At 64.8% G+C, this 14,260-nt stretch carries 11 protein-coding genes and 1 pseudogene; 7 read left to right on the top strand and 5 right to left on the bottom strand.

Annotated elements, in window-relative coordinates:
* Positions 1-1,245 carry a dihydrolipoamide acetyltransferase family protein gene (locus RRX38_RS01905; RefSeq protein ID WP_315961263.1) on the top strand — a complete coding sequence of 415 codons (1,245 nt, stop codon included), beginning with the start codon at positions 1-3 and terminating at the stop codon, positions 1,243-1,245.
* 85 nt (positions 1,246-1,330) lie between these two features.
* Positions 1,331-2,257: a hypothetical protein gene (locus RRX38_RS01910; protein WP_315961264.1), complete on the top strand. Its 927-nt coding sequence runs from the start codon at positions 1,331-1,333 to the stop codon at positions 2,255-2,257.
* Positions 2,258-2,317: 60 nt separating this feature from the next.
* Here RRX38_RS01910 and RRX38_RS01915 read toward each other — a convergent pair whose 3' ends face one another.
* Both RRX38_RS01915 and RRX38_RS01920 read right to left on the bottom strand, forming a co-directional pair.
* Positions 2,318-3,019, bottom strand: coding sequence for a DUF3053 domain-containing protein (locus RRX38_RS01915; protein WP_315961265.1), 702 nt, complete (start codon positions 3,017-3,019; stop codon positions 2,318-2,320).
* A gap of 124 nt (positions 3,020-3,143) precedes the next feature.
* On the bottom strand, positions 3,144-3,935 hold the full coding sequence (locus RRX38_RS01920) for an AraC family transcriptional regulator (protein WP_295473296.1): 792 nt from the start codon (positions 3,933-3,935) through the stop codon (positions 3,144-3,146).
* An 82-nt stretch (positions 3,936-4,017) separates the two neighbouring features.
* Between RRX38_RS01920 and RRX38_RS01925 the strand changes: the two genes are divergently transcribed.
* Positions 4,018-5,028: a bile acid:sodium symporter family protein gene (locus tag RRX38_RS01925; RefSeq protein ID WP_315961266.1), complete on the top strand. Its 1,011-nt coding sequence runs from the start codon at positions 4,018-4,020 to the stop codon at positions 5,026-5,028.
* An 11-nt stretch (positions 5,029-5,039) separates the two neighbouring features.
* On the opposite strand, the gene RRX38_RS01930 is transcribed toward RRX38_RS01925, so the two are convergent.
* Positions 5,040-5,930, bottom strand: a complete 891-nt coding sequence (locus tag RRX38_RS01930) for a DMT family transporter (protein WP_315961267.1) — start codon at positions 5,928-5,930, stop codon at positions 5,040-5,042.
* A gap of 346 nt (positions 5,931-6,276) precedes the next feature.
* The gene (locus RRX38_RS01935) at positions 6,277-8,391 is read right to left on the bottom strand and encodes a TonB-dependent siderophore receptor (RefSeq protein ID WP_315961268.1); all 2,115 of its coding nucleotides are present in this window, start codon (positions 8,389-8,391) and stop codon (positions 6,277-6,279) included.
* 284 nt (positions 8,392-8,675) lie between these two features.
* On the opposite strand from RRX38_RS01935, the pseudogene RRX38_RS24930 reads away from it, so the two are divergent.
* The 4 genes and pseudogenes from RRX38_RS24930 to RRX38_RS01950 all read left to right on the top strand — a co-directional run.
* A pseudogene (locus RRX38_RS24930) lies at positions 8,676-9,188 on the top strand (MCP four helix bundle domain-containing protein); the annotation flags it as partial.
* A gap of 420 nt (positions 9,189-9,608) precedes the next feature.
* Positions 9,609-10,319 carry a methyl-accepting chemotaxis protein gene (locus RRX38_RS24935; RefSeq protein WP_410524889.1) on the top strand — a complete coding sequence of 237 codons (711 nt, stop codon included), beginning with the start codon at positions 9,609-9,611 and terminating at the stop codon, positions 10,317-10,319.
* Between the two features lie 497 nt (positions 10,320-10,816).
* Complete coding sequence (locus RRX38_RS01945; RefSeq protein WP_315961270.1) at positions 10,817-11,383, top strand: cysteine hydrolase family protein; 567 nt, start codon at positions 10,817-10,819, stop codon at positions 11,381-11,383.
* An 89-nt stretch (positions 11,384-11,472) separates the two neighbouring features.
* Positions 11,473-12,168: a class I SAM-dependent methyltransferase gene (locus tag RRX38_RS01950; protein ID WP_315961271.1), complete on the top strand. Its 696-nt coding sequence runs from the start codon at positions 11,473-11,475 to the stop codon at positions 12,166-12,168.
* 11 nt (positions 12,169-12,179) lie between these two features.
* On the opposite strand, the gene RRX38_RS01955 is transcribed toward RRX38_RS01950, so the two are convergent.
* Complete coding sequence (locus RRX38_RS01955; protein ID WP_315961272.1) at positions 12,180-14,162, bottom strand: hypothetical protein; 1,983 nt, start codon at positions 14,160-14,162, stop codon at positions 12,180-12,182.
* Positions 14,163-14,260: the final 98 nt, after the last annotated feature.

A 14,260-nucleotide genomic window follows, 5' to 3' on the forward strand; every position in this document is an offset into this window, starting at 1 on the left:
ATGAATGACATGACCATCGCCACACAAGCACAGGACATCGTCGCGCCGTTGCAGCAAGAGGGCACCAAGGCCGTGCTGCGCACCTGGCTGAAACAGCCGGGTGAGCCGGTACGCCGTGAAGAGCCGGTGCTGGAATTGGAAACCGACAAGGTCGTGGTGGAAGTCTGCGCGCCCTGCGACGGCCTGCTGCAGGTGGTCCTGCAAGAGGGGCAGGACGCCGCGCCCGGAGCCGTGCTCGGGCGTGTCAGTGTCGCCGGTGAAGCACCGCTGGCGGTGCCCGCGCCCACCGCAGACAAGCCTCGACAATGCAGTGCGGCGAGCGAGGCGAACGAAGAGGTTCGTGCGCGACTGTCGCCAGCGGTACGCCGGTTGATCGCCGAACATGACCTGCACCTGGACGACCTCGAAGGGTTGGGCACTGGCCGCGACGGGCGTCTGACTCGTGAAGACGTGGTGCGTTTTCTCGAACGCCAGCCGCCCGCCACGCCGCCGTCGCCGGCCCAGCCTGGCGTAGCGCCAGCGGCCAGCGAGGCATCAACGGCGCCACGGGTCGCCGAGCGTATTGCGCACACGGCGATGCGCCGACGCATCGCCGAGCACATGCAGCGCTCGGTCACGGTAGCGCCGCATGTCACGGCGGTCTTCGAGCTGGACTGCACGGCGCTCATCGCCCATCGCCAGCGCCACAAGGAAAGCTTCGCCGCCCAGGGGGTCAACCTCACGTACACCGCCTATTTCGTCGCGGCAGCGGTGCAGGCCATGCAGGCGGCGCCGGCGGTCAACAGCCGCTGGCACGAAGACGCCCTGGAAGTGTTCAGCGACGTGAACATCGGCGTGGGTGCCGCGCTGGGCGACCAGGGCCTGATCGTCCCGGTCATCCACCGCGCCCAGGAGCTGTCGCTGCTGGGCATCGCCAGCCGCTTGCAGAGCCTCACCGAGGCTGCCCGTAACGGCAAGCTGAAGCCGGCGGACGTGCAGGGCGGCACCTTCACCATTTCCAACCATGGCGTGTCCGGTTCGCTGCTGGCCAGCCCGGTGATCATCAATCAGCCGCAGTCGGCGATTCTCGGTATCGGGGCGCTGGAAAAGCGTGTAGTGGTTCGCGAAATAGACGGCGTGGACAGCTTCCAGGCACGCACCATGGCCTATGTGTCACTGACCATCGACCACCGCGTGCTCGACGGCAGCCAGACCAACGCCTGGCTCAAGCGCTTCGTCGAGGTGCTGCAAAGCTGGCCGGCCTGATTTTTTTACTGCGCCTGGCTAATGAATGTCGAGCATGATGGTCTGACTTGGGGTTTCTATCTCTAGCCATCAGGGAAGTCAGACCATGCAAGCCGACCCGACCTTGACCACCGCCTGGGATCTCTTGCGCGATCCCCAGGCGCCCCTTCCGACCACCGAGCGTGGTGCCGCCTGGGCCGGCGGCTGGAGCCTGGGCCTGCCGCCGGGCATCAGCACCGCCCAGTGGCCCCTGAGCCCGCTGCACGGCTACCCGATGCGCCACGCCTTCACCCTGCATGTACCGTCCGAGTATCGCGGTCAGGGCCAGGAATACGTGGCATTCAGCCTGTTCGTCGACGATCAGTTCGAGGAACTGTCGAGCAGCGATGCGGTGGAGGCGTTCTTCGCCGAGCCGCTGACCGAGCAGCGCCCGGCGGACGCCAGTCTGCTGCCGTTCTGGGAGCATCGGCGGGCTCGCCACCCCATGCAGTTCGACATGCAGGACATTCTCGGCACCCACTATGCGGTGATCTGGCTGACCCAGGCGGCCTTCGAGGGCGCGCTGGCCGAGCCGCCGCAACTGGAGGGCAATCCGCTGTTGGGCGACGCGCCCCGCTGGTTGCACGCCAGCTACGTGGACTACCTACCGTATGACAAGGTCCGCAACCCCGGCCAGGAGGCCTTCGAATGGCTGCCGGCCAACGGTCGCGCCGCCGGCCTGGACACTGCCTTTCCGATTCGCGCCCAGCGCCGCGAAGACGACCCCAACGTCGGCAAGCCGCCGCGCGAGTGGGAAGATGAATGCCAGGAAAGCGGCTACATACCGGCGTTCAGCGATGAAGGCGTGGCGCTCAACCTGGAACGCTTCCACGCGCACAACCACCTGGGCGGCACCATGATTCCGGTCCAGGGCTACCCGGAGTTCGGCCCGCGCTACCTGGAGTTCGAAGAGGACTTCGGCGGTTTCAATTTCGGCGGTGGCAATGGTCAGGTCGACCTGGTGAAGATGGAACTGGACTGGGCCTGCGGCTAAGGCAGAGCCGGTCAGGTGGACTGGCGGGGTTCTTCCCGAACCCCGCCAGTGCCTGGCAGGTCAGTTGCCGAACATCAGCTTCTGCATTTTGGCCTGCGCCTGCTGCGCATTCTGGGCCTGGTTGTTGAGGTCCTGCAGCAAGCCGTTCAGTTCCTGCTGAACCTTCGGGTCCTTGACGGTAACCGTCGGGCCTTTCACATCGATCTGCTGCTCGTGTGCCTTGACGTAATCCGCGACTTTCAGGCCGCTGTCCAGGGTCGCGCCGATCTGCGGCAGCACCTGCATGAAGGTCTCGGCCGGCAGCGTGACGGTCTTGGCATAGGCCTTGTCGTAAACCGGTTTCAGGTCATCGGGCTGCTTGACCTGGGCGTGGGCGCTGTCAGCCTTGGCTTTCTGCTCCTTGAGCTGCACGCCCATATCGTTGAGCCCGGTCTGCGCCGCCTTGATGTCATCGCGGCGTTCGAGCACATCGCTGAGCGAACGGATCGCGCCTTTCTGCAGCAGGCCGGAGAAGGGTTTCACGGTGCTGTCCATGGCGGCATTGAAGTCAGTGATCACCGCGTAGTCGCGGGTGTAGTCGCCAAATGACTTGGACTCCTCGGGGGTGAGCTTGGGCACCCTCAGTCCAGGCTTGTCGATGATGCGGGTCTGCAGGAACTGGCTGAAGGCCGCCCGCTGCTTGGGTTCATCGTTGCCGCAGCCGATCAGGACCAGGGACAGGGCGAGGGCAAGCAGCCATTGGGGGCGAAACGAGACATTCATGTCGAGGGGGACTCCGGAAATTCACGAGGTGCCGGCAGGGCAGGCGTGCGCGGCATGAGGCAGCCAGGCGCTACGCCTGGCTCGCCGGATAGGACGCGGCCGCATGCAGGAGGTTCCATGGGCCTCAGCCCGAGAAGAAGTCGCCAGGGGTGACGCCGAAGTGCTCGCGAAATGCAGCAATGTAGGCCGAGGTGGACTGGTAGCCGAAGTTCAGCGCCACCTGAGTGACCCTGACCCCGCGCCCCAGCTCTTCGATGGAGCCGAGCAGGCGCAGGCGCTGGCGCCAGATACGGAACGACAGCCCCGTTTCGCGCAGCAGGATGCGCCGCAGGGTCTTTTCCGAGGCGCCCAGCTGGCAGCCCCATTCGGCCAGGGTACGGGCGTCGTCCGGGGTGTCCTGCAGCTGCCGGCACAGTTGCAGGGCGCGTGGGTCCTGCGGCAGCGGCAACGACATGCTCACCTCGCGGGCGCGGCGCAGTTGGTCGACCAGTACCAGCGACAAGCGGCCTGCCTCACCCTGTTCGTCGTACTCGGTCTCCAGGGTACAGAACTGCTTGATCAGTTCATGGGTAAGCGGGGTGATCTCGATGACCCGGCAATGGTCGTGCGGCGCGCCGAACAGCGTCGCATCCAGGTACAGGCTGCGCATTTCGGTATTGGCGAAGCTGAACACCTCGTGCTCCATCTGCGCCGGGATCCACACCGCACGCTGTGGCGGCGCGACGAAGCTTTCACCGGGGGTGTGCACATGCAGCACGCCGCGTATCGCGTAGGACAACTGTACCCAGGGGTGGTGGTGCATGCGCGTGCGCTCGGCCCGCGCCAACGACTCGCTGCGCGCATAGAGCGGGCGGGGCAGGGCGTCCAGTGGCGGGATGGGGCGCTCGTGGACGGCAGTTTGGCCGTTTATCGACATTTGTTGCCCTGATCGCGTTAGTCGGCAGAAGGGATCAAGGCTAAGGTGTGCGGGCTATTCTGACAATACAGGACTCTCACCCATGGCCCGTTCGCGTTTCTTGCCGGACAACTTCACCCTGACCCTGCTGGCGGTGGTCATCACCGCCACCTTCCTGCCTGCCCGTGGCCAGGTGGCCGTGGCGTTCGACTGGATCACCGACATCGCCATCGCCCTGCTGTTCTTCCTCCACGGCGCCAAACTGTCCCGTGAAGCCATCCTCGCCGGTGCCGGGCACTGGCGCCTGCACCTGCTGGTGTTCTGCTGCACCTTCGTCCTCTTCCCGCTGCTGGGGCTGGCCATGAAGCCGCTGCTGCTGCCACTGGTCGGCCAGGACCTGTACATGGGCTTCCTGTACCTGTGTGCGCTGCCGGCCACGGTACAGTCGGCGATCGCCTTCACCTCACTGGCGCGTGGCAACATTCCGGCGGCGATCTGCAGCGCCGCCGCATCCAGCCTGCTGGGCATCTTCCTGACCCCGCTGCTGGTGGCGTTCCTGATGGGCGTGCATGGCGATGGCGGCTCGACCCTGGAGGCGATCCGCAAGATCAGCCTGCAGCTGCTGGTACCCTTCATCGCCGGTCAGATCGCCCGGCGCTGGATCGGCGGCTGGGTAGGGCGCAACAAGAACTGGCTGAAGTATGTCGACCAGAGTTCGATCCTGCTGGTGGTCTACTCGGCGTTCAGTGCGGCAGTCATCGGTGGCCTGTGGCAGCAAGTGCCGCCGGTTACCCTGGCCTGGGTCGTGGTCGGCTGCATCGTGTTGCTGGCGGTGGCCCTGGGCATCACGGCGCTGCTGGGGCGGCTGCTGGGCTTCAACCAGGAAGATCGCATCACCATCCTGTTCTGTGGCTCGAAGAAGAGCCTGGCCACCGGCGTGCCCATGGCCCAGGTGCTGTTTGCCGGCAGCACCATCGGTCTGATCATTCTGCCGGTGATGCTGTTCCACCAGATCCAGCTGATGGTCTGCGCCGGTCTGGCCCAGCGCTACTCGCGCCGCCCGGAACCCCCGGTAGTTACCGAGCAGAAGGCCGAGCCGAGCACTGCGCGTTAGGTTCGTCGTGCCTACCGGCCTGGCGGCACCCGCCGGGCCGTCAGTGCCAGGGCGATGCCGCCCAGCACGATCAGCGACGCCAGTACCAGGCGCAGCGACAGCGGTTCGTCCAGCAACAGTACGCCGACCAGCGCCGCCAGGACTGGCACACTCAACTGCAAGGTTGCAGCTGTCTGTGCGCTCATCCGCCCGACCACCGAATACCACACGGCATACCCGGCCCCGGAGGCCAGCACGCCAGACGCCAGGGCATAGACCACGCCTGGCACGCTGATCGATATGCCGCCCTGCACCAGGCCCAGCGCCACGGCCACGCCCACCAATGGCAGGCTGCGCAGGAAGTTGCCGGCGGTATTGCCCAGTGGATTGCCGCCCGCTCCCCGGCCCAGAATCGAATAAACGCCCCAGGCGATACCGGCGACTACCATCGCCAGTGCACTGGACAGCGGCGGCGCCATGCCGCCAGGCGCCAGCAACACCAACAGCCCGCAGAACGCGATGAACATGCCCAGCGCGACCCTGGCACGCAGTTTTTCGCCACTTTTCCAGCCCAGCCCGAACATGCTGATCTGCACCGCGCCGAACAGGATCAGCGCGCCCACGCCGGCATCCAGGTGGATGTAGGCCAGCGAGAACAGATAGGCATAGACGAACAGGCTCATTGCGCCACGCCAGCTGCCGCCCAGTGGCGTGCGCTTGCCCAGGTTGAGGAGCATCAGCAAAAACAGCGAACCACCGAGCAGGCGGATGGCGGTGAAGGACTGCGGGTCGATGGCGCCGCTGCGCAGGGCCAGGCGGCAGAAGATCGAATTGGCGGCGAAGGCCAGCAGGCTGAACAGGGTTCCGGCGATCCACAGCCATTGGCGTCGGTCGGCAGCGGCAGGCAGAGGTGTGTTTCCCATCATCGGTGGCTCTCGTGTCAGTGGCGGTCTGGCGCCGCCTGGTGCTGAACGATAGCCGATAAGCCGGTCGCCGTGGGGAGTCACCCGGTGGGAGCGGCTTCAGCCGGGAAGCGCTCTGCGAGGGCAGGCCATCTTCAGCCTATGATGCGCCTTACCGGCCTCAGCGCGGCTGCAGCCCAACCGTTCGGCAGGCTTAGAACCAATACTGTTCGCTTAAGCGACATGTGGCCCGGTGGGAGCGGCTTCAGCCGCGAAAGCGCCAGAAAATTCACTGCCTCTGCTGTGAACAGGCGGTCGCTTCGCGGCTGAAGCCGCTCCTGCCCGGCCTAACTGACCAGTATTGGGCTTAGAACCGATAGTTGGCGCTGACCTCCAGGGTACGCGGGGCGCCCGGAGTGATCAGGTCTACCGAGCCATGCGCCGAGGCGTAGTAGTCGCGGTTGAAGACGTTCTTCAGGCGCAGCGCCATGTCCCAGTGCGGCACGTTATACAGCAGTGCCGTATCGAACGTGGTGTAGGCGGGCATCACCACGTTGTTGTCCAGCGCGGTATAGCGGTCGCCCACATAGTTGGCGCCGGCTGCCACGCGCCACTGCGGGGTCAGGCTGCGCACCAGCCACAGATTGGCGCTGTTGCGCGGCGTGAGGGTCGGGGTCTGGCCCTTGTTGGCCACGCCATTGGTGAAGCTGTTGGACTTGGTGATTTCCGCATCCAGGAAGGCGTAGCCGCCATAGACCTGCCACTGGTCGCTCAGCTGGCCGCTGAGGGTCGTCTCGAAACCGTCGGTACGCTGTTCGCCGGCCAGGATGGTCAGGTTCGGGTTGGCTGGGTCGGCGGTCTTCATGTTGGTGCGTTCCAGGCGGAACACCGCAGCAGTTACCGCCAGGCGGTTATCCAGGAGGTCCCACTTGGCGCCCAGCTCGTAGTTGGTGGTCTTCTCCGGCTCCAGGTCCTGGTTGCTCGTCGAAATGGCGAACACTTCGCCCGAAGGCTGGTAGCTGCGGCTCACCGACAGGTAATAGGACTGCACAGAGTCGGGCTGGAACACCAGGCCCACGCGCGGGCTCCAGGTACGGTCGGTACGATCGAGGTCGACGTTCTGCACGCGGCGGTCGTCGTAGTCCTGGCCGAAGATGTCGTAGCGCGCTCCCAGCAGGGCCTTCCACTGGCTGCTCAGCTCGATCATGTCCTGCACGTAGAACCCGGTGGTGGTCTGGGTGTTGGTGCCCTTGGACGACAGGGTCGAAGCGTGCTCCGGCACGCCTACCAGGGCATCGCGGAACACTGGCACCTGGGCCACGTTGTTCTGGCTGAACACGCGCTGGTGTTTGTCCTGCACGCCGACTTCAACGCCGTACAGCAGGTTGTGCTGCAGGCCGGCGAGGTTCGCCTGCTGCTTGAGTTCGGTCTGGTTGAACACCCCCGACTCGTCGCGGGCCACGTTGCCGCGGTTGAGCTTGACCAGCAGTTCGCCGTTCGGCGCGGTGACGAAGCGCGTCGGGCTGCTGTCGGCCAGGGTGTTGTTGCGGTCCAGGTCGTAGCGGTAGTAGCGGGTGGTGTTGCTCAGGTTCAGGTTGTCGTTGATGCGGTAATCCAGGCCGGCGGTCAGCGTGAAGACTTCGCTGCGTGCATAGTCCTGAGAAGCGTTGCCCGAGCCGAAGCGTCTGTCGCGGCTGACATCCACCGGGCGGTTGCCCAGGGCTGGCACACCGAAGTCGATCAGGCGTTTGTCGTACAGGTAGCTGGCGGCCAGGTTCAGCTCCAGGTCGTCGGAGAGCTTGAAGAACGCCGAGGGGGCGATGGCCTTGCGGTCGGTATAGGCGTCGTCGCGGAAGGTGTCGCTGTCCTCGACGGCGCCGGTCACCCGGTAGGCCTGCCGGCCGTTGGGGTCAGCCCAGCCGCTGTCGAACTGGGTGCGGCGCTTGCCCTCGCTGTCGAAGCTCACGCCCACTTCCTGCTTGGGGTCGAAGTTGGGCTTCTTGCTGACGCTGTTGATCAACCCGCCCGACGAGCCGCGACCGTAGAGCACGGCGGCGGGGCCCTTGATGACCTCCACCCGTTCGACGTTCGACAGGTCGCGGAAATACAGCGCATCGTCGCGCACGCCGTCGATGTAGAAGTCGCCGATGGCGCTGAAGCCACGGATGGTCACCTGGTCGCGCTGGCCGTCGCCGTTGGACAGGCCGACACCGGGCACGTTCTTCAGCACATCTTCCATGGACTGCGCACCCTGGTCCTTGATGACGCTCTCCGGCACCACGTTGACCGTCTGCGGGATGTCGCGCTGGGCGGCGTCAATCTTCATCGCGCTGCGGTTCTCTGCGGCCTTGTAGCTCTGTTGTTCGTAATCACTGTTGACCGAGGTGGCCGGCAGGGTAAGGGGAGCGCCGGTATCGGCGTGGACTGCAGGAATGACCAGCAGCATCGACAGCGATGCCGGGGCGATGGAGCGCTTTGCCATGGACGTGTGACTCGTTGTTTTTGACGTGGCGAATGCTAATTAATCGCAAATACAAATCAAATACTAAAACGACACATTTTGAAAAATATTTTCAACTGGACCCGCTGGATGAGGGGAAGCTCTGTATCAAGCGAGGCTTATGGCTCGCTGCAGGGATTACCGATATCTATCGGCAGCCACGCTATTCATGATTGGGAATTTTTGGCGCCATCGGATATCTTCGCCGCAGACTTAGATATCACTTTGATATTGAAGATATCCTTCCAACCTCTGCGAGCCTGGCGATGAAAAAACCCTTATCCCTCTCAACGCGTATTGGCCTGGGCTTCGCAGCCATCGTCTCGCTGCTGGTGCTGATCACTGCGGTGGGTATCCAGCGGGTGGCCTATATCGACACCACCCTGGAACACGTCAACGACAACGCCGCCAAGGTGCAACGCTACGCAATCGATTTCCGGGGCAGCGTGCACAACCGCGCCATCGCCATTCGCGACGCGGTACTGGTCGACAACCCGGCGGCGCTCAGCGGACACCTGGGCGAGATGACCCGCCTGGAAAATGACTACAGCCAGTCTGCAGCGCTCATGGATCAGCTGTTCAACGCCCGCGACGTAACGCCTGAAGAGCGCCGCCTGCTGGCCGCCATCAAGGACATCGAGCAGCAGACCCAGGCCTCGTCGCGGCGCGTGCTGGATCTGCGCCGTGGCGGCGACATCGCCGGCAGCCAAGGCCTGCTGTTGCAACAGACCTCGGGGCTGTACAGCGAGTGGCTCAAGCGCATCAACGCCCTTATCGACCACGAAGAAGCCGCCATCAAAGCGCAGCTCAACGACGTACAGAGCACCGCCAGTTCGTTCCGTGGCCTGATGCTGGTGGCCACCGGCATCGCCTTGCTGCTGAGCATTCTGCTGGCACGGCAGATCATCCGCTTCGTCACTTCCACGCTCGGCGCCGAGCCCACCGAAGTGGCGCAGGCCATCGAGCGCCTGGCAGCTGGCGACCTGCAGCAGCGTCTGGAAACCCGCTACCCGGCCAGTGTCATGGGCGTGCTCAAGTCGGCGCTCGCGCAATTGTCCGAAACCATCACCCAGGTGCGCGCGGCGGCCCATGAAGTGAGCCATGCCTCGGCGCAACTGACCGCCACCTCGTCGCAGAACAACGCGCACATCAGCCGCCAGAGCCAGGAGGCCCAACAGGTCGCCACCGCCATCACGCAGATGGCCGCCACCGTCAACGAGGTGTCTGGCTACGCCTTGCAGGCTGCCAACGCCACCGAGCAGGCCGACGGCGAAGTGAACAGCGGTAACCGCCTGGTGACCGATACCTCGCAGGCCATCGAAGCGCTGGCGGTGACCCTGACCCAGACCACCGATACCGTGGAAAAGGTGTCCCGCGACAGCGAGCAGATCGAGACAGTGATCGAGGTGATCAACTCCATCGCCGCGCAGACCAACCTGCTGGCCCTCAATGCCGCCATCGAGGCGGCACGGGCCGGTGAGTACGGTCGTGGGTTCGCCGTGGTGGCCGACGAGGTGCGCTCGCTGGCCAACCGCACCCAGGAGTCCACCCAGGAAATCCGCGAGATGATCAGCAACCTGCAGAGCGGCACTGAAGTCGCCGCGCAGAACATGCGCGACAGCCGCGACCTGGCAGAGCGCACCGTGGCCCAGACCCGCAATGCGCAGAGTGCATTGGAGAAGGTCAACCAGCAGGTCGGCGCGATCAACGACATGAACGCCCGCATCGCCAGCGCCGCCGTGCAGCAGAACGCCGTGGCCGATGAGGTGGCGAGGAACATCGGGCGTATCCACGAGCTGACCGTGCACACCGCCACCGGCTCTTCACAGGTGGCTTCGGCCAGCGGCGAACTGGCCCAACTGGCCAGCCGCCTGAGCGACAAGGTGGCGATGTTCAAGGTCAGTGCCTGACTCGGTGGGAGCGGCTTTAGCCGCGAAAGCGCCAGGAAATTCACGGCATCTGTTGTGAGCAGGCGGTTGCTTCGCGGCTGAAACCGCTCCTACCCGGTCTAACCGACCAGCGTTGGTGCTAAAGCCAATACAGCGCGGTCAAGCGCTCGTTGGCATTTGTTGGAGCGATCAGCATTGGCTTTAGCCGCAATACTGTTCGCTTAAACGGCATGTGGCTCGGTGGGAGCGGCTTTAGCCGCGAAAGCGCCAGGAAATTCACGGCATCTGTTGTGAGCAGGCGGTTGCTTCGCGGCTGAAACCGCTCCTACCCGGTCTAACTGACCAGTATTGGTGCCAAAGCCAATACAGCGCGGTCAAGCGCTCGTTGGCTTTTGTTAGAGCGAGCTTGCTCGCGAAGAGGCTGGCAAAGTCCATTCATCTGCCGTGAAATGGGATTGTGCCCCCAGGTATGGATTGGTCACACTGGCGTTCGTCCTTCCTGGCAGGTAACTGCGCATATGCCCCCCGAAAGCCTGCACTCCAACGCCACCCTGGTGCTCATCGACATGCAGCAGGGCATGAACGAGCCGCGCCTGGGCCGGCGCAACAACCCCGATGCCGAGCGACGCCTGTTGCAATTGCTGAGCGCCTGGCGCGCTTCGCAACGCCCCGTGGTGCATGTGCGGCACATCTCCCGTACGCCCGGCTCGGTGTTCTGGCCGGGCCAGCCGGGCTGCGAGTTCCAGCCGGCCTTTGCGCCACTGGAGCACGAGCATGTGGTCGAGAAGAACGTGCCGGATGCCTTCGCCGCCAGCGGCCTGGAGCGCTGGCTGCACGCCCGTGGCATCCGCCAGCTGGTGATCGGCGGGGTGATTACCAACAACTCGGTGGAAGCCACGGCGCGCGCCGCCGGCTGCCTGGGCTTTGACGTGCGGGTGGCCGCCGATGCCTGCTACACCTTCGACCAGACCGGCCTGGATGGTCGGCTGTGGAGGGCTGAGGATGTGCATGCGCTGTCGCTGAGCAACCTGGCGATGGATTACGCGCAGGTGTGCGACGTGGCGCAGTTGCTCCAGTCGATTTGAAATCCCTGCCGCACCCCGCTAGAGTCGCGCCCCGTTCCAGTCGCCGGTCGTGCGTGCGGAACGAACCTCATGTTCAGAAGGGGCGCCCGTTGAAGCAACCGACACTATCCCAACGCCTGGAGCGCGTGGCCGCCCACGTGCCTGCCGGTGCGCGCCTGGCCGACATCGGCTCGGACCATGCGCAACTGCCGGTGGCCCTGGTGGCGCGCGGGCAGGTGCTGGCGGCCATCGCTGGCGATGCCGCCGCCATGCCGTGCCAGGCCGCCCGCCAGTGTGTCGCGGAGCACGAGCTGCAGGCGCAGATAGAGGTACGCCTGGCCAATGGCCTGGCCGCCATCGCGCCTGAGGACGACATCACCGCCATCAGCCTGTGCGGCATGGGCGGCGAGACCATCCGCGACATCCTCGCCGCCGGCCGCCAGCGCCTGACTGGCCGCGAACGGCTGATCATGCAGCCCAACGGTGGCGAGCAGCCGCTGCGCCAGTGGCTGATGGACAACGGCTACCGCATCGTTGAAGAAGAAGTGCTGCGCGAGCACCGCTACGACTACGAGATCATCGTCGCCGAGGCCAGCGGCCCGGTCAGCTACAGCCCCCGCGAGCTGTACTTCGGCCCGCTGCAACTGCAGGCCCGGACCCCGGCGTTCATCACCAAGTGGCAGCGCGTGCTGCGCCAGCGCCAGCAGACCCTGCACAACTTCGCCCACGCCCGCCAGGCGGTGGCCGAGGCCAAGCGCGAGGAAATCAGCCGTGAGGCGCGTTGGATCAGTGAATTGCTGGCCTGACGCCCCGGCCGCTACAAGTACTCAGTGTGCCGTGCGATCAACAGTTGCCGGTCATGCGCGGCCATGAAGGGTGTCAGTAATTCGAACAGCCGCTCCCGCATGCTCGGGCTCAGCCCGCTTTCGTCATCGCCGAGCGCTTCGAGCATGGCCCTGAAGGTGTAGTCGATATTGACCTCGGGATCTTCGGCCAGGGTTCGCTGGCGCAGCGTTTCGACCGCCTGGCGCAATTCGGCGTGATGGGCGCAGGTGGGCTGCACGCCGAGGTTGCCGCACAGGTAGCCGAGGTAACCGCGTTCAGCTTGCAACAGTAGGGCAACGGCTTCGTAGAGTCCGGCTTTTTGTTGGGCGGTGAACCAGGCCCTGTTGCTGGATGCAGCGATGTGGAAGCTTTGCAGCGTCTGCAATAACTCGCGCAGCCCTATGCTGCGGAAATGAGCGTCTTCCAGCAAGGGCAGCCGGCACAGATCGATGTAAGACTCACTGCTGCCCCAGTAGCCGATGACCCTGGTCATTTTGCGCATCGCCGCCCAGGGCCGTAGCCAGTTGCGCCAGTATCCGGCGATCCGCTGCGCCTGCCAGCGGCCTACGGCGGGCAGTAGTTCGTTCACCAGCCATTGATAGCATTCTCGGCATGACCAGCCGCTACGGTCGGAGGGGCGATAACCGAGCTGGGGTGTTTCCCAGAGAATAGCGATTTGCCCCTCGTGACACAGTCCCGCTACCTGTGCGCCAAAAAATACGCCGTGGTCACGTGTAGGGCTGACTGGCATCAGGCAGTCAAAGGACCGGTGAAAGATATGCCAAAGTGTTTCACCGTTATCGATGTCATGGGCGTTGGCGAAATCCAGCACTTGTCGCCAGGTATCGAATCCGACCTTGCACAGCGCCACCCGCACGCCCAGCCATCTGACCAGCGGAAAGCCTTCGGCCTGCCACTGCCTGTCTACCTCGCGCAGGCTGTGCAGATAGGCCCGGGAGAACTCGTCGGCGGCACGGGCTACGGCCTGGGCACCTTCGGCGGGCATGAAGAATCGGCAGTTCTTCAGGTCGATGATGTGGTCGGCGCCCGGCAGGCTGGCCACGCCCTGGAAGAACGGCCGGGCCTGTGGCGACAGCGGTTCGCCGTCATTGCCCAGAAAGTGCTGCAGCAGCCAGCGGTGGTCGAGGCTGACCATCACCCCGGCGGTGTCGGGCATGCGCAGGGTCACCAGGGCCGAGCCGGGATAGTCCTGGGCCGTCGGCAACAGCCCGGAGATATCGATCCAGGGTTGGCGCAGGTGCCAGTGCCGGCCGTCGACGTAGCGGCGCGTCAGGGCTGCATCGTCCATTACCCCGCTGGCGAGGAACGCCTGGGCTGGGCCGGATACCGCTCGGCGAGGGTCGGCGTGGGCCTTGAGCAAGCGTTCATCGAGCGCGACTTTCTGCTGCCACTGGTTGCAATACAGCTCGATATCCACCCCGGAAAAGAACCGTGTCAGTACATCCGGTGCGTCCTTGAGGCGTTCGGTGAGGTGTTCGGCGGTCCACAGGTCCGCCTCGATGCCGCGGGCCGCCAGGGCTGCGCGGGCCTTGACCCAGGCCGTATCGAGGGCGCCGATACCCGACTGGGCGAGGATCAGGGTGAAGCGGCCGGCCACCTCCGCCCACTCGCCAGCGAGAAACCGCGTTACGGTCATGTTCAGGTCGCTGGGGCCGAAGCGGCCCCGGCACTTGCACTCGAACACCTGCAGACGCTCGGGTTGCCAGCGGTCGAAGGCGAACAGGTCGATACCCTGCTGTGACACCCGGCCCTTGTCGCCCAGGCGCTGGCAGCCCACCAGCGTGTGATCTTTCTGTAACAACCACCAGCACAACTGCTCGAAGGTGTCGCCGGCCATGCGCTCGAACTGCAAGGGGCGGAAACCGTTGGGTGGGGTGGCGTGCTGCGGGTCGACCCTGGCATGCGTGTGCAGGTGGTCGGGGTAATCCTGGGGATAGCCTGGCGCGTGGTGCATGGCGAGCGAGTCTTGAGCGGTCAACGCCCGAGGAAAACATGACCGGGCAGGCGGGAGCAAGTTGTCGCTTGCTGCCTGCGGGCGTCGCTGGCGTTTCT

This window comes from Pseudomonas sp. DTU_2021_1001937_2_SI_NGA_ILE_001, from assembly GCF_032463525.1.
Classification (GTDB): Bacteria; Pseudomonadota; Gammaproteobacteria; order Pseudomonadales; family Pseudomonadaceae; genus Aquipseudomonas.